At 44.6% G+C, this 16,075-nt stretch carries 11 protein-coding genes; 7 read left to right on the forward strand and 4 right to left on the reverse strand.

Annotated features, from left to right (window positions below; translation table 11 throughout):
* Positions 1 to 41: 41 nt before the first annotated feature.
* Positions 42 to 2,351, reverse strand: a complete 2,310-nt coding sequence (locus Q3W13_RS04135) for a transglycosylase domain-containing protein (protein ID WP_302861575.1) — start codon at positions 2,349 to 2,351, stop codon at positions 42 to 44.
* 184 nt (positions 2,352 to 2,535) lie between these two features.
* On the opposite strand from Q3W13_RS04135, the gene Q3W13_RS04140 reads away from it, so the two are divergent.
* The gene (locus tag Q3W13_RS04140; protein ID WP_302861577.1) at positions 2,536 to 3,414 is read left to right on the forward strand and encodes a polyphosphate kinase 2 family protein; all 879 of its coding nucleotides are present in this window, start codon (positions 2,536 to 2,538) and stop codon (positions 3,412 to 3,414) included.
* A 112-nt stretch (positions 3,415 to 3,526) separates the two neighbouring features.
* On the opposite strand, the gene Q3W13_RS04145 is transcribed toward Q3W13_RS04140, so the two are convergent.
* The 3 genes from Q3W13_RS04145 to Q3W13_RS04155 all read right to left on the reverse strand — a co-directional run bounded on the left by Q3W13_RS04145 (position 3,527) and on the right by Q3W13_RS04155 (position 8,847).
* Complete coding sequence (locus Q3W13_RS04145) at positions 3,527 to 6,583, reverse strand: GH92 family glycosyl hydrolase (RefSeq protein WP_302861579.1); 3,057 nt, start codon at positions 6,581 to 6,583, stop codon at positions 3,527 to 3,529.
* Between the two features lie 128 nt (positions 6,584 to 6,711).
* The gene (locus Q3W13_RS04150; protein ID WP_302861581.1) at positions 6,712 to 7,491 is read right to left on the reverse strand and encodes an amidohydrolase; all 780 of its coding nucleotides are present in this window, start codon (positions 7,489 to 7,491) and stop codon (positions 6,712 to 6,714) included.
* 204 nt (positions 7,492 to 7,695) lie between these two features.
* On the reverse strand, positions 7,696 to 8,847 hold the full coding sequence (locus Q3W13_RS04155) for a methionine aminotransferase (protein WP_302861583.1): 1,152 nt from the start codon (positions 8,845 to 8,847) through the stop codon (positions 7,696 to 7,698).
* A 136-nt stretch (positions 8,848 to 8,983) separates the two neighbouring features.
* Here Q3W13_RS04155 and Q3W13_RS04160 point away from each other — a divergent pair, with 136 nt between their 5' ends.
* From Q3W13_RS04160 to Q3W13_RS04185, 6 genes are all read left to right on the forward strand, one after another.
* A complete protein-coding gene (locus Q3W13_RS04160; RefSeq protein ID WP_302861585.1) occupies positions 8,984 to 9,955 on the forward strand; it encodes an ABC transporter substrate-binding protein in 972 nt (323 codons plus the stop codon).
* Positions 9,955 to 10,824: an ABC transporter permease gene (locus tag Q3W13_RS04165; RefSeq protein WP_302861586.1), complete on the forward strand. Its 870-nt coding sequence runs from the start codon at positions 9,955 to 9,957 to the stop codon at positions 10,822 to 10,824. The genes Q3W13_RS04160 and Q3W13_RS04165 overlap by 1 nt, the downstream gene beginning before the upstream one ends.
* 196 nt (positions 10,825 to 11,020) lie before the next feature.
* On the forward strand, positions 11,021 to 11,770 hold the full coding sequence (locus Q3W13_RS04170; protein WP_302861587.1) for an ABC transporter ATP-binding protein: 750 nt from the start codon (positions 11,021 to 11,023) through the stop codon (positions 11,768 to 11,770).
* Complete coding sequence (locus Q3W13_RS04175) at positions 11,767 to 11,922, forward strand: hypothetical protein (RefSeq protein WP_302861588.1); 156 nt, start codon at positions 11,767 to 11,769, stop codon at positions 11,920 to 11,922. The genes Q3W13_RS04170 and Q3W13_RS04175 overlap by 4 nt, the downstream gene beginning before the upstream one ends.
* A gap of 45 nt (positions 11,923 to 11,967) precedes the next feature.
* The gene (locus Q3W13_RS04180) at positions 11,968 to 14,574 is read left to right on the forward strand and encodes a M1 family metallopeptidase (protein ID WP_302861589.1); all 2,607 of its coding nucleotides are present in this window, start codon (positions 11,968 to 11,970) and stop codon (positions 14,572 to 14,574) included.
* A gap of 133 nt (positions 14,575 to 14,707) precedes the next feature.
* Positions 14,708 to 15,994, forward strand: a complete 1,287-nt coding sequence (locus Q3W13_RS04185) for a metallophosphoesterase (protein WP_302861591.1) — start codon at positions 14,708 to 14,710, stop codon at positions 15,992 to 15,994.
* Positions 15,995 to 16,075 lie beyond the last annotated feature (81 nt).

Genomic DNA, 16,075 nt, shown 5'->3' on the forward strand with positions numbered 1-16,075 from the left:
ATAATCTCTAACGAATACGCTTTAAGCTACGCGCCGGTTGCTTACTGCGTATTTGCAGCACTGTCCTGCTTTACAGGTGGAGTTTTTAACGAGTCGGCTGGCCTGAACAAGCTATCGGTTTCCGCTGAATCGACTACAGGCACAGGCGATGGACAATCATATTTTTTTGTGATTTTAGTCCATGGTTTCGGGAAAGGCCCTGGCGTATAACCCGATTTCGGGTCGGCGTAAACCTTTTCCATAAAACGGGCAAAAATTGGCAATGCAGTATGAGAGCCTTCCCCCGTCTCGGAAGAGGTGAAGTGCACCGTGCGGTCATCCGCACCTACCCAAACACCCGTTACCAAATCCTTGGTGATGCCCATATACCAGCCATCAACATATTTAGATGAAGTGCCGGTTTTACCGCCAATCTGGTTGCTTGCTTTTTTCCACAGACCAGGGTATTCCCATAAAGCCTGGGAAGTACCGCCCGGCTCTTCCATACCGCCGCGAAACATGTAGAGCATCAGCCACGCAACTTCCTCGCTGATCACCTGTTCTTCTTTCAGTGTAAATTCCTTTAAAACGTTCCCGTCCTGATCGGTTATTTTGGTTACCAGGATAGGATCTACCTTTTTGCCCCGGTTTAAAAACGTGCTGTAAGCCCGTGTCATTTCATAAACCGAAACGTCATTAGAGCCCAGCGATACCGATGGTATGGCTTTCAGCGGACTTTCTATTCCTACCTTATGCGCATATTCAACAACCTTGTCCCAGCCCACCTTTTCAGTAAGCTGTGCGGTGATGGAATTTACAGATTTACCCATTGCCCACCGCAACGACATATCCTGGTACGAGAAATGAAAATCTGCATTATTGGGTTCCCAAACCTGCTGTTTGCCTTCGTCGACATATTTTATCGATACAGGCCGATCGGTAAATTTATCGCAGGGGCTGTAACCGTTATCAAGAGCAGTTAAATAAGCAAACGGTTTAAACGTTGAGCCTGCCTGCCTGCGCGCCTGGTTCACGTGGTCGTAATTAAAGTATTTGTAGTCAATGCCACCTACCCAAACCTTAATTTTTCCGGTTGTTGGCTCCATGGTCATCATTCCGGTATTCAGCAGTTTTGCGTAATATTTTATGGAATCGGCACTCGAAAACGTAGTATCCCGTTCGCCGTTCCAGGTAAATACCTTCATGTGTTTCGGCGTCTCAAAATATTGCCTGATCAGCGTCGCATCGTTATTATACTTTTTCTGCAGCCTGGCATAAATGGGCAACTTTTCTTCAGCTTTTAAAACAAAGTCCTTTATCTCGTTCCCGTCTAAATCCTGCCATGGGTTTTTGTTTCCCCACAAATTGTAGAAGCGCTTTTGCAGCATCTTCATTTTTTCATTTACAGCCTCTTCCGCATATTGCTGCAGGCGCGGGTCTATTGTGGTGTATATTTTCAGCCCGTCCTCGTAAAGATCATAATCATTATCTTTCAGCCATTTCTTCAGCCACCGGCTCACAGCCTGGCGCAGGTATGAGTCGCCCTGGCCCTCATTTTCCACATAACTTAAATCAAGCTTAATCGGTTTATTTACGCTCGTATCATAATCGGTTTTTTTAATGTAGTTATATTTAAGCATCTGGCCTAAAACCACGTTCCGGCGCTCTAATGAGTGTTTTGGATTGTTAATTGGGTTGTAGGTTGATGTAGCTTTCAGCATACCCACAAGTGTGGCAGCCTCGGCAGGGGTAAGGGCATCAGGGGTTTTATTAAATAGCTTTAGCGATGCTGTTTTTATGCCGAATGTGTTATTGCCGAAAGGTACGGTATTTAGATAAAGCGTAAGGATTTGGTTTTTACTGTAAACATGTTCAATTTTAAACGCAGTGAGCCATTCTTTAATTTTATAAACCACGGTTTTTACTCCCGGTATATGCCGCATTACGCCCTGCGATTTCTTTTTGCGTGTCTCGAAAAGGTTTTTGGCCAATTGTTGGGTAATTGTACTGCCGCCGCGCCTGTCCCCTGATGCGGTAGAAAGCATACTCGTGAAAAACGAATAAAAATCAACGCCGTTGTGATGGTAGAACCTTACATCTTCGGTAGCAATAAGGGCGTTGATGACATTAGGTGATATTTTATTGAATTCTACAGGGGAGCGGTTCTCTTTATAATAGCGGCCTATCAGTGTACCGTCGGCATAATAAACTTCGGACGCCAGCGACATAGTCGGGTTTTTGATATCATGCATATCAGGCGAATACCCGAACAGCCACAGGAAGTTTAACTCAATAGCACAGAAAAATATAATAACGAAGTATACAAATATTGTGAAATACCTTAGGTATCGGTTTTTTATACGTCTGAACATGGGGTAAAGATGTAAAATTATGGCCCTAAATCATAGGCAAATTAGTAAATATTAAAAACGCGGATTCAAATTGTAAATTTTACGTCAACCAAAATATTCCTGATTTGTTTAAAATATATGGCTGTGAAGTAAATCTAAGGCTTCCAGGATTTTAATTTTAACTTGCATTTCCCAATCCTATTCTATGAATAACCTGGTTTCCAAATTTAAAATCACCGAAAAACAAAAATTTTCATTAAAAGATCACGATCCCGGTTATGCCGACGGTTTCGAAAAAAGTGATGCCAAGAATATATTGGCTTCATTGATCAAAGAAACTTCGTGGCAACAGGCGAAATTATATGCTGATAACCGGCGATCGGTGTTGATTATTTTTCAGGCGATGGATGCTGCCGGAAAGGATGGCGCAATAGCCCACACAATGTCAGGCCTTAACCCGCAGGGCTGCGAGGTTTACAGCTTTAAGCAACCCACTGCAGAGGATTATGATCATGATTTTTTATGGCGGCATCATAATGCCATGCCCGAGCGGGGCAGGATAGGCATACATAACCGGTCGCATTACGAATATGTGCTGGTCACAAAGGTACACCCTGAATTGCTGCTGAAGGAGCAACTGCCCGGTATTAATGATGTTAAGGACTTACCCAAAGGATTTTGGGAAGACCGCTATGAAAGCATCAGGGCCTTTGAAAAACATTTGTGGGATTCGGGAACTGTGATTATCAAATTCTTTCTCCATCTATCCAGGGCAGAGCAGGAAAAGCGTTTTTTGAAGCGGATAGAAGACCCTAAACGCAATTGGAAGTTTTCTCCCGGCGATATTGTTGAACGCAGCCGTTGGGCCGACTACATGGACGCCTATGAAAAGGCAATAAGGGAAACATCAACTAAGCATGCCCCCTGGTATGTAATACCCGCAGACAAAAAATGGTTTACCCGGATCGCCATATCAACCATTATACTTGAAACAATGAAAAGCCTCGATTTAAAATTCCCGGTCTTGGAGAAGGCTGAAATGGATAAGCTGGAAGAAGCGAAAAATAAATTGTTGAGCGAATAAGAGTTCGTACCGGTTTTTTAAGACCTGAACATGTTACTTTTGGATCTGTATAGTCAGAACAATAAAAGCAATTGATCAAAAAATCAGTTAAATCCTCCTCTAATCGGTGAAATCACTCTATAACTATTTCATCCGCAAAAATATACGATGGGCTTCCTTTGCTTTCATGCCACTCCGGTAACGGGCCATACTGCTTAGCGATAACTTTTATAAAGCGAGTTTTGGCATTTAACGATGCGGTGAAATCCTGCGTTTGTACGTTCAGGTCTTTAACGTCAACTTTTGTGGGCACAGTTGCCGCCAACTTGTAGTTTACGCCATCATCTGACAGCCAGTATTCCACTTCTTTAGGGAAAACTATCCATGACCGGCTGTCCTGCAATGCCCCGAAAGTGATCTGTTTTACGGGTTTAACTTGCTGCATATCGATTATGGCCACCACATCATTCCCTTGAAAACCCTGCCAGTTGCCGATGCGCCAGTTTGCTTTGCCGCGGATGCCGTTAATGAGGGTGTTGTCGCCCTGGTCGGCATAGTTGGGCAGGTATTTGTTTACAAGGGTTAGCTTTAAGTCATCGCGTATTTTGTTGAAGGTTCCTGTAACTACGAAACTTTGTTTATCGCCGTCGATGGCAATTGCTCTTACGGTTGTGTTTGCGGAGATTTCTACCGGGACAGTGTATAAGGTTGAACTTGCGCCAGGAGCGGAACCATCGGTTGTATAATAGATTTTTGCATTCTTATCGGCGGCTTTTATCTCAATTTTTATTGGCTGCGTAAATGTTTTTGATGGCGATATAATGTATGGGTCTGACACGATTAAGTCATCAGTAATTTTTGATGTTGGTTTTTCGAGCGATTGGAGGAAAATATTGTTAGGCAGCTTACCTGTTAATACTTCAAAGTCCCCGCCATTGGCAATGTTGTCATAATTCAAATAAATCTTATTATAGGCTTTTTTATTGAGGTTCATGCCTTGCAGGTAGATATTGGCCCTGCTAACGCCGGCGCCGGGATTGGTAATGGTAAACTTTTTACCGTTCTCAAGGTTGATAATTGCTTTATCAAACTGCGGAATACCAATTTGAAATTGCTGTTGACCAGGTGCAATATTATAAATACCCAGCGAGCTCATTACATACCAGGCCGACATTTGCCCGCAATCTTCGTTACCTGAAAGGCCGTCAGGTTTGTCGCTGTATTCTTCCCGCAAAATTCGGCTCACGTAGGCTTGTGTTTTTTCCGGGGCATCGGTAAAATTATACAGGTAAGCCATGTGGTGGCTTGGCTCGTTGCCATGTGCATATTGGCCGATCAACCCGCTTACGTCATCCTGCTGCCGGCCGCTTAAGTTGGCGTCGGTTGTAAAGAGCTCATCGAGCTTGGCTTCAAATTTTTGCTTGCCACCCATACGCTCTGCCAGCCCCTCCACATCCTGTGGAACCAGGAATGAGTATTGCCAAGCGTTGCCCTCGGTATAGTTATTGTTTATCTCAGTTGGCTCAAATGGCGTGTACCAGCCGCCGTTTGCACGGGCTTGCATAAAACCGTTCTGGTCGTTAAAATTATTTTTCCAATATTGAGCGCGTTTAATGTACTCGGCGTAATCCTGTGGCTTGTTCAGCATTTTTGCCATTTGGGCGATGCACCAATCATCAAAAGCATATTCCAAAGTTTTGGAAACAGACTCATGCTCATCATCAGATAATACCACGCCATTAGTACGGTATGAATCCAGGCCAAACTGGTTGCGGTTAACAGCAGCTTTCATGGCTGTAAACGCTTCTTCAGCGTTAAAATCGCGGATGCCTTTTGCGTAAGCATCGACAATTACCGGTATGGAATGATTACCCACCATGCAATAGGTCTCATTGGAAGCCAGCGGCCAGATGGGCAGCAGGCCACCCTGTTCGTACATGGCCAGAAACGATTTGATAAAATCCAATGTCCGCTTTCTGTCAATCAGGTTCAGCAGCGGGTCTTCAGCGCGGTAGGTATCCCACAAAGAAAATACGGTGTAATAGTTAAAACCGTCTGCCCTGTGTACTTTCTGATCCATACCACGATACTGTCCGTCAACATCACTGTAAACGTTGGGCGCCAGCATGGAGTGATAAAGTGCGGTGTAAAATATGGTATGCTTTTGTTTGATGAAATCGACCTGGGGCTGTTTTTTCCGAGGGGCTGATCGTCTGCGAGGCGCATTGCGGCTGTCATAGCCAATATTCGGGTCTTGTGTGTTTTGAGGAATTTGATTTGCCGAAGCAGTTGGCGCCCCGCCTTCAACCTCAATTTTAGCAAGCTGGTCTACCCACAAAGCCCTGGCTTCGCGCATTACTTTTTTAAAGTCGAAGTCCGGAACCTCGGTATCGAGGTTTTTCAATGCCCCTTCAGCGCTTACTGATGAGATCCCCACTTTAGCGATCACCTCGCCGGGATTGTCAAATTGCACATACATCTTGATGTTTTTGCCCTGTAGCTTTTGCTGACCGGCTTCTAACTTATCGTCTCCGGCTATGCCATAAGTTTTAAATGGCTTCGAGAATTTAGCATAAAAATATAACGTCTGGTCGCTGGCCCACGAACTTGAGCGACGGTAACCGCGTATTTCGTGATCGTTTACTACTTCAACCCACGAATCAAGCACGGCATCGCGATGCTGGAGGTCAATGATGATATTGGCTTGTTTGGTTGACGGGAATTTATATTTGTGAACACCCACGCGCGTGCTTGCCGTTAGCTCCACATCAATATTGTATTTATCCAGGTGCGTTTTATAATAGCCGGGCGATGCCACCTCATTCTTTTTCTGAAAAGCCGACATATATTCGGTATTCTTAAAATTTGGCTCGCCTGTGGTTGGCATAAACAGCACATCGCAATAGTCGGCTATGCCTGTACCACTTAAATGGGTGTGCGAGAAGCCATAAACTGTGGTATCGCTATAATAATACCCTGAGCAACCATCCCAGCCTGTAAGCCTGGTATCAGGACTTAGCTGTACCATTCCAAAAGGTACCACCGCACCGGGGTAGGTATGCCCGTGGCCACCCGTGCCTATAAAAGGGTCTACAAATTTGGTGTAGTCTTTTTTCTTTTGGGCTGATGCCGATAAGCCGACTGAGATAATAAGACAAGAAGAGAGAATACTACGGGAAAGAAATTTCATTTATTAGCGGTGATTGGACGAGGCCAAAAATAATGTAATTGTCTGAACCGGATTATAGAATTAAGTAAATTTATGGACTTTATGCAGCTTTCAAATTCCGGCCATTTTACAATTCTGCAAATCCAGACTTAAACATTTATAGTAAAATCATCCATATCTTTCAAAAAGGGCAGCGCACGACGTGTTTTCTTTACTTCTTCGGCATTTATGGTGAACGTGTACATGTCTTCCTCGTCGCGCTTGTAATAGATACTATTGCCATTAGGATCAACACAGGTTGAGTCGCCGGAGTGGTAAATCTCATTGCCGTCATGGCCTACGCGGTTCACCGCAACTACGTATGATTGGTTTTCGATAGCCCGTGCAGGTATCAGGGCGCGCCAATGGGCTATGCGGCGTTCGGGCCAGTTGGCCACTATCAACAGCAGGTCGTATTCGGCATCCACGTTACGCAACCAAACCGGGAAACGCAGGTCATAACAGATCATCGGGCAAACATTCCAGCCATTCAGCTCAACCACCAGTCTTTTTGTCCCGGCGGTATAGGTTTGATGTTCTTTGCCCAGAGCAAACAGATGCCGTTTATCATAACACTCGTAGGTGCCGTCGGGACGCATCCATATCAGGCGGTTATAGTATTTATCATCGTCTTTAATAATCATACTGCCGGTAAGGGCGCAATCATATTTGTTGGCAATTTTATGCATCCATTTCATGGTTTTGCCGCCCATTGGCTCGGCCAGTTTCTCGGCCTCCATGGTAAAACCTGTATTAAACATCTCTGGCAAAATAATCAGGTTAGTTTTTTCGCGGATGTTGGAGAGTTTAAGCTCAATATTCTGCAGGTTTCTGTCGATATTTTCCCAAAATAAGTAGCCCTGGAAGACGGTGATTTTTAAATTATCCATTCTTTTTTTTCATGGTTGATGGTTCATAGTTCATGTTGAAAAAGCCTGAACATATAACGTGAACCTGTAAAAAAATAGTCAATAGTTGACGCCTCACGAAAAACCGCAAACCCGGTATCAAGCTATTAAACAGTTAAATAATAACGAGTAAATCTATCCTATAAGCAAACTTTTTTGCGACTAATGGCTATAAACTATGAACCATTAACCATGAACCAACATCAATCTATCAACGGCTTTATCCAGCGTTTCTTGCCTTTTGGCGAAACAAAAACGCAATACGTGATGGTCTGTACCCTGCGTATAGAATACTGATACGGGTATCGAAGCTACTCCGAAATCCCTTGTCATCCGTAACGCAAAGTCACTGTCTTTCTCGTCGGTTATGCTGGTATATCTTACTGACTGAAAGTAGGTACCGGAGCAGGGTAACAGCTCAAACTTAGTCCCTTCCAGTCCCTCACGGAAATAGTCGCGCTTCTGTTGGAAAAAACCGGGGAGCGATAAATAATTGTTCTCGTCTTTTAAATATTCGGCGATAGCATGTTGTAAAGGTGTGTTTACACTAAATACCAGAAACTGATGAACTTTCCGAAATTCCTGCATTAAATAAGCGGGCGCCATACAATAACCGACCTTCCAGCCGGTGGCATGAAACGGCTTGCCGAAGGAGGCGACAACAAAACTGCGCTGCTGCAATTCCGGGTAACGGGCCATGCCCCGGTGCGTTTCTCCGTCGTAAATCAGATGCTCGTAAACCTCATCACTCAAAATCAGGATATCCTGGTTACGTACGATAGCGGTTAATTCGTCTATATCTTCCTGGCTAAGGATGGTGGCAGTCGGGTTGTGCGGCGTGTTCAGGATGATCATCCTGGTTTTATTATTGATCAGGCGCTTCACCATGTCCCAGGGGATACGGTAATCAGGTGGCGCGAGCTCCAGCGATTTAACTATCCCGCCGGCAAGTTTAATGGCAGGCGCATAACAATCAAATGCAGGCTCAAAAATAATTACCTCATCGTTTGGATTAATTGTTGCAGTGATGGCCGTAAAAATAGCCTGTGTACCGCCCGCTGTTATGGTTATCTCTGTATCCGGGTCATAAACAGCGCCATAAAGTTTCTCTGTTTTTTTTGCGATTTGCTCACGCAGCGCCATTACGCCAGGCATAGGCGCATATTGGTTGTGCCCATTTTTCATGGCATTGTTTACCAGCTTTATCAGGTCCGGCGAAGTGTCGAAATCTGGAAAGCCCTGCGACAAGTTTATCGCCCCAACCTCGGCTGCTACAGCCGACATTACAGTAAATATAGTTGTGCCGACCTGCGGCAATTTGGATATGATACGTGTCATACGGCGGCTAAAGTACGTAAAGGAGGTGAAAGGTTAAAGGCGAAGGGTAAATTTCGACGACCTGTATGTGATGTCGATTTTTTTACCTTTCACCTTTATCCTTTTGCCTTTCGCCTCCATTCCTTACCTTAGCCTTATGAAAAACCTCTCATACCTTTCCCTGATTGCTTTAACTATTTTATTCGCCTCCTGTGGATCCAACTCAAAGAAAAATAGTGTACCTGTTATTGGCTTTGTTGACGCTTTTCAGGATCCGACGTTGGCGAAAGCTCGCACAGGATTTACAGATGCTTTAAAAAAAGCAGGATATGAGGATGGCAAGACCATAAAAATTGAATACCGCAATGCGCAGGGCAATATCCCCACGCTTACCCAGATAGTAAATTATTATATTTCGGAAAAGGTGGATGCTATGGCAACCTGCGCCACTTTATCCTCCATCACCGCTGCACAGAAAACCAAAACCATTCCCGTTTTTATGATGGTGTCGCCAACTTTAAAGCTAATGAATATGGAAGGTGCAGATGGCAAGGGTCAGCCAAATTTATTTGGCGCGGTGGAAGACCTGAATTATATTGATACTTCGTTTGCGATTATTCCCACCGTTTTGAAGCCTAAAAGCGGAAAACTGGTGGTGGGCATGATTTTTAACCAGTCGGAGCCGCAATCTGTTGATGCTAAGAAACGTATACAGGCAGATGCCGATAAAGCAGGTGTTACTTTAGTCGCTTTGCCGTTAAATTCTTCTGCAGATGCACAGCTGGTCACCAAATCATTGCTGGATAAGCATATCGACGCTTTTTTCGCCAACCCTGACAATAGCGTATTTGCCTCATTCGCCACCATATTAAAAAGCTGCGATGAGGCCGGCGTGCCGATTTTTACCAGCGAAGCCGGATTAGTAGAGCGGGGGGCCGTAGCGGCTTTCGGCGCAGATATTTATGAATGGGGCTACCAGGCAGGCAAGCAGGCCGCGCAATTTTTAAAGACCGGCAAAACCGATGGGCTGCAGCCAGAAATGGTTAAAGTGCGCCGTCGGGTATATAACGCTGCTGCCGCGCAAAAGTTCCATTTAGACCTGCCATCAACCTACGAAGCCGTTAAATAATGGATTTTTACCTCACCGCACTGTTACAAGGACTATGCTTTTCGGCGTTGGCGCTGGGTATATTCATATCGATGAAAATATTTAATATACCCGACATCACCACTGATGGCAGTTATACGCTCGGCGCTGTGGTAACAGCGACTATGATCACGCATAACCAACATTCTTACTTAGTGCTGCCTGCCGTTGTGTTAGCAGGTGGGGTGGCAGGGGGGCTTACAGGTATTATCCATACAAAATTAAAGATCAATGCATTGTTAGCAGGTATTCTGGTGATGACGGCGCTGTATTCGGTCAACCTGTCTATTATGGGGACTTCCAACATTCCGCTTAACGGCTTGCCGTCGGTTTTTACGCTGGTTCAGATCAGCGATAACCTCAACCACAATACCTTTTGGATAGTCATATTTTTTGTTTTAGTGGTTGCAGCTATAATTGGTTACCTGCTTAAATCAGATTTTGGCTTAGCCATGCGCGCAACAGGAAATAGCGAATCGATGATACGGGCGCTTGGCGTAGATACCGACCGGATGAAAATTATAGGTTTGTCGCTGGCCAATGCCCTAACGGCCGTCAGCGGCTACCTGATAAGCCAGTACCAGGGTTTTACAGATATCAGTATGGGGATCGGAATCGTAATTGCAGGACTAGGCTCAGTGATTATTGCAGAGACATTGATAAACTGGTTTCGAATTACCTCTGTTTGGCTGAGCCTGGGATTAGTGTTATTGGGAGCAATCATTTTCCAGATGGTTTTGGCTATAACGCTTGATATAGGGGTAGACCCTAATTTATTAAAATTAGTAACAGCAGGATTTGTGCTGGTAATAGTTAGCTTGCCTAGGCTGAATTTTAGGCGGACGAGTTAATATCAATTTGCTTTGAAATACCCCGTTAGGGGCTAAATATTGGTAAAAAAGTAAATAGTATATTCCGTGCAGTCGGTACGCAACAACGCATACAGGTAATCCGGGATAGGCTGCGTACCTACGGCACGCTAATTACAACTTTTGATATTCCTGCCAATATAGGCTCCTAAACGGAGCCGGAAAAACATAAACAACAATGATTACTTTTTCCAATATCCATAAAACCTACAACCCCGGCAAACCCAACCAGGTAAATGCCGTTAATGGCATTACCCTGGATATTAAAGACCAGGAATTTTTGGTGATCGTTGGCTCCAACGGCTCGGGCAAGACCACTTTACTGGATATGGTGGCGGGGAGCGTTTTGCCAACCTCGGGCAGCATCACCATTGATGGCGGCGATGTAACCCGTTTACGCGATTACCAGCGCAGCAAATGGATAGCACGCGTTTTTCAAAATCCATTGAGCGGCACTGCGTCTGAACTCAGCATTCTGGATAACTTCAGGCTGGCCGCCATACGTACCCGTTCTAAAGGCTTGGGCATCGGCATAAACGATACCTTTAAAAACCAGGTTAAAGAAAAAATAAGCACCCTTGGTTTGGGTCTTGAAAATAAAATTTACCAGCAGATGGGTACTCTTTCCGGGGGCCAGCGGCAGGCCTTAACGCTGTTGATGAGCGTAATGGACAGCTGTAAAGTGCTCCTTCTTGATGAGCCAACCGCCGCCCTGGACCCGCGTTCGGCAGATGTGGTAATGCGAACGGCGGATGAACTGATCAGGGATTACCGGTTGACATCGATTTTAATAACCCATAACCTGAAGGATGCTTTTACCTACGGCAACCGGATCATCCTGATGGGAGAGGGACAGGTGAAAAAAGACATCAGCGCAGACGATAAAAAAAATCTTAAACAAGCGGATTTGTTTGATTGGTTTTCATGAGAAAAGATGCAGACGCTATGCTTAGCGTTTCCCGCAGGACAATTAACCCTGTTGATTGTAAACTATGCCTGAATATCTCTTTCGCTGATTGCGCAGCTGATAAATCGTATACCGGCACGGTAGGAGACACGAAGCATCACGTGTCTGCATAGATTCCTAACTTTTCGCTATCTTTCCAAAAAATAACTATACTGCTAATGAAATACGCCAAACTTTCCCTGTTGCTGCTGTTATGCGCTGGTATGTTTAATGCCCGCGCTCAAAAGACCGATGATACAAAACCGGTTTACGACCAGCACAAAATATTCAACCCGCTGTTTTATCCGGAAAAGGGCAACGAGTTTCGTACCGCTGCCGGTGCACCGGGCGCTAAATACTGGCAAAATCATGCAGACTATAAGATAAACGTTACACTTGATACTGCAAAGCATAGTGTAACGGGCAGTACCCTTATTACATACACCAATAACAGTCCCGACCCGCTCGGTTTTCTTTGGCTGCAGGTCGACCAGAATATTTACAAGGAAAATTCGCGCGGCCAGGCAACAAGCCCGGTTGAAGGAGGACGTTTTAATAACAAATCATTCACCAACGGGGATGAGATAAAAGGCGTATATGTAATAAAAAACGGCAAAGCGGAGAAAGCCACCTATATTGTAACTGATACCCGGATGCAGATCAGACTGAAGGATACGCTCAGATCAGGCGGCGCAAAAATCCAATTAAGAATTGATTATAAATTCGATATACCCCAGTATGGAACCGACCGCATGGGGCGTGTGCTGACAAAAAACGGCTGGATATACGAAATTGCCCAGTGGTATCCGCGTATGGAGGTTTACGACGATGTTACTGGCTGGAATGTGATCCCATATATGGGGGCATCTGAGTTTTACCTGGAATATGGCAACTTTGACTACACTGTTACTGCGCCGGCCAACCTGGTAGTGGTGGGTTCCGGCGAATTATTAAACCCGGCAGAAGTTTATTCGCCAAAAATTCTGAAACGTGTAAATGCCGCTAAGTTAAGCGACAAAACGGTGATGATTAAGGATTCAGTGGATTTGTTCAGCAAAGACAGTTATCCTGCCAAAGCCAGCCTTACCTGGCACTTTTTCTGTAAAAATGCCCGAGATGTATCATGGGCAGCTTCAAAAGCATTTATATGGGACGCCGCACGTATCGACCTGCCCAGTGGCAAAAAAGCCGTTGCACAATCTGTTTACCCTATAGAGTCTAAAGGCATGGGTGCATGGAGCCGCTCGACAGAATACGTGAAAGCATGTATTGAACTATACTCCAAAGAATGGTTTGAGTACACGTATCCGGTTGCCACAAATGTTGGCGGCATAGTAGGAGGGATGGAATACCCGGGAATTGTGTTCTGCAGTTCGCAAAGCGCCGGGGGAAGTTTATGGGAGGTAACTAATCACGAATTCGGTCACAATTGGTTCCCGATGATCGTAGGTTCAAATGAGCGTAAATACGCGTGGATGGATGAAGGCTTTAATACATTTATTAACAAGGTTGATACCAGGGTGTTTAACAACGGAGAATATTGGGAGCCAACTGATGAACAACAAGCGGCGGTATCCATGTTCGCCCCTGGCGCCGATCCGATCATGAGCACACCGGATGTAATTAATGCTGATTACCTCGGCTATGCCGCGTATGAAAAACCGGCTTTGGGCCTTAAAATTTTACGCGAGCAGATATTGGGGCAAGAGAGGTTTGATTATGCGTTTAAAACCTATATTAAACGCTGGGCATTTAAGCACCCTACGCCGTGGGACTTTTTCCATACCATGGATAACGTTGCCGGCGAGGATTTAAGCTGGTTTTGGAACGAATGGTTTATCACTACCCTTACGCTTGACCAGGCTGTGCGATCGATTGATTATGTAGAGAATGATCCTTCAAAAGGCTCGCTGATAACCATTGAAAACCTGGCAGGTATGGCCTTGCCCGTAATTGCATCCGTAAAAGAAGAAAATGGCAGCACCGGGACCGTGAAGCTGCCCGCCGAGATATGGCAGCGCGGCGGCACGTGGACATTCCAATATAAATCGACTTCGAAAATTACCTATGTAACGCTGGACCCAGACCACGTGTTACCGGATATAAGGCCCGAAAACAACTCAATGAGTGGCTTATCGATGGAAGAAGGGGCTAACGTAAGTTCGGTAATAAAAAAATACTTTGATGCTATTGGCGGAGAGCAGCGCGTAAAGGATATAAACGACCTCATGATAACTTCGGAGGGCAACGTTCAGGGCATCGCTTTGGTTAAGGAAAGTAAATTTAAAAGCCCCGGCAAAGAGGCTGTGCAAGTTATTGTGCCTAAGTATAATAACCTGGTTTTTAATCATATAGTAATTAATGGCGACAGCGTTAATGTACAGCAAAATGGGCGCACTGTAAATTTAACTAAAAGAGATAAAGGCGCGGTGTCCGCAAAGTATAAGTTTTTCCCTGAGCTGGATTTTGGAAAACACGGATATGTGGCAGTTCTTGATACCAGCTACCAGGTGGTAAATGGTGAACTGGCATACCTGGTGACGGTTACAAATCCGGATGGCACACCGGTTAAATATTATTACGACCAGAAAACAGGCTTAAAAGTTAAGCAGGTTGTTGACATGCCAAACACCAGTGCGGTTGATTTCGGAGACTACCAGAATATTCCTGCAGGTATAAAGGTTCCGTTCAGCGAAAAAACAACAATAGCTGGTCAGCCCATTGAATTTAAGGTGAAGACGGCGGTAGCAAATACCGGCGTTACCGATGATGCATTTAAAATGTAAGGTTTTTAGCCCATAGTCCATAGCCCATAATCAGTAGTCGTAGCCACCGAAATGACTGTCGTCTATGGTCCATGGACTATGGTCTTATCCATAAATTACTTATATTTAAAAAATTATTACCTAACCTGATTTTATGAAACCCATCACAATTTTTATTTGCGCATGCATATTATCAATCTGCAGCAGTTGTCACGGACATAAGCATGAAGAGGAAACAGTTTCTGCGGTAGCGACCGGCGGGCATTGCCTTTTTATTTCCGATATGCATTTCAACCCGTTTTATACTAATGATGGGAAACATAATATTGATGTTAATCTGAGAGATGTACTCGCTGCAACTGATATAGCCAAATGGGATTCTATTTTAACAGCATACAACGGAACCAAACTTGATACCGTGCGCGGCTATGATTCAGACTATAACCTTATCAAATCGGCCATGAACAATATAAGCACAACATACCCCAAGCCCGATTTTATTGTCATAACCGGCGATTTCCTCTTTCACAGTTATTATAATAATACCGATAGCATACCTTTCAAAAGCCCTCAGCAGGAGCGTTTGCTTCGGTTTAAAACAATGGCCTATTTAGCAGGATTGTTCCGGCAGAAATTCGCGGGCATACCGGTTATACCCGCATTTGGCAATAACGATACGGACAATGGCGATTACGTATTTCCGACAGACGCTTTTTTATCTGCTTATCTTAAAGATTGGAATTTAGTTTCCTCTCCGGCAGGGAAGCTTAAGGTGGATACATCAACCATTCATACGGGCGGCTATTACAGGGCACAGCTGGGTAACCAATTGTTTTTGTCGCTTAACACAACTTTACTTAGCAATAATAAATCAGCAACGCATAAAGGCGACACAGCCATGCTTACCTGGCTTGATAAACAGCTTGCGGCAGCATCCGGTCAGAATATATGGATAGTTTCGCACGTTCCGCCCGGTGACGATTTTTGGCTTCCCCAATATACGCCGCGGCTTACGTCAATTATCAAAAAGCGCAGCAAAAACATTAAGATGTACCTGGCCGCGCATACACATTTTAATGATTTGCGGGCGATCTACAAAGATTCAACAACCCAATACGCTTTTGTGCGTATGGTATCATCCATTACCGCTGACCATGACAACACGCCCGGCTATATATATGCGGACTTCGACCAGAATGGCCTGGTTACCAATGAGACGCAGCATTATTTGGATTATAAAAGTCAAACCTGGAAAACAGGGTTCGGTATCGGTAGGCTGAACATGGGAGATGTTAATGCATCAAACGTTTACAAATTTTTGCAGAAAACACAAGACCCTTTTAAATCGACTCCATACATACAGTTTCATAGTCTGGATAGTATTAATCGTGACAGCTATTTAAAACAAAGTTTTGCCCCGAATTTGTTGCAGGTACAGTAGGATTTGTAGCGGGGCATGTTTACAGGCGCCGCAGGACAATGTCATTAAGTTAATAAAAGCATTGTGTTAGAGTTATCGCTT

The organism is Mucilaginibacter sp. L3T2-6 (assembly GCF_030519355.1).
Classification (GTDB): Bacteria; Bacteroidota; Bacteroidia; order Sphingobacteriales; family Sphingobacteriaceae; genus Mucilaginibacter.

Bases quoted from the DNA above. Each gene is read 5' to 3' on its own strand.
- Q3W13_RS04185 (WP_302861591.1), top strand. From the start codon at position 14,708: ATGAAACCCATCACAATTTTTATTTGCGCATGCATATTATCAATCTGC.
- Q3W13_RS04145 (WP_302861579.1), bottom strand. From the start codon at position 6,583: ATGAAATTTCTTTCCCGTAGTATTCTCTCTTCTTGTCTTATTATCTCA.
- Q3W13_RS04155 (WP_302861583.1), bottom strand. From the start codon at position 8,847: ATGACACGTATCATATCCAAATTGCCGCAGGTCGGCACAACTATATTT.
- Q3W13_RS04140 (WP_302861577.1), top strand. From the start codon at position 2,536: ATGAATAACCTGGTTTCCAAATTTAAAATCACCGAAAAACAAAAATTT.
- Q3W13_RS04150 (WP_302861581.1), bottom strand. From the start codon at position 7,491: ATGGATAATTTAAAAATCACCGTCTTCCAGGGCTACTTATTTTGGGAA.
- Q3W13_RS04165 (WP_302861586.1), top strand. From the start codon at position 9,955: ATGGATTTTTACCTCACCGCACTGTTACAAGGACTATGCTTTTCGGCG.
- Q3W13_RS04135 (WP_302861575.1), bottom strand. From the start codon at position 2,351: ATGTTCAGACGTATAAAAAACCGATACCTAAGGTATTTCACAATATTT.
- Q3W13_RS04170 (WP_302861587.1), top strand. From the start codon at position 11,021: ATGATTACTTTTTCCAATATCCATAAAACCTACAACCCCGGCAAACCC.
- Q3W13_RS04175 (WP_302861588.1), top strand. From the start codon at position 11,767: ATGAGAAAAGATGCAGACGCTATGCTTAGCGTTTCCCGCAGGACAATT.
- Q3W13_RS04160 (WP_302861585.1), top strand. From the start codon at position 8,984: ATGAAAAACCTCTCATACCTTTCCCTGATTGCTTTAACTATTTTATTC.
- Q3W13_RS04180 (WP_302861589.1), top strand. From the start codon at position 11,968: ATGAAATACGCCAAACTTTCCCTGTTGCTGCTGTTATGCGCTGGTATG.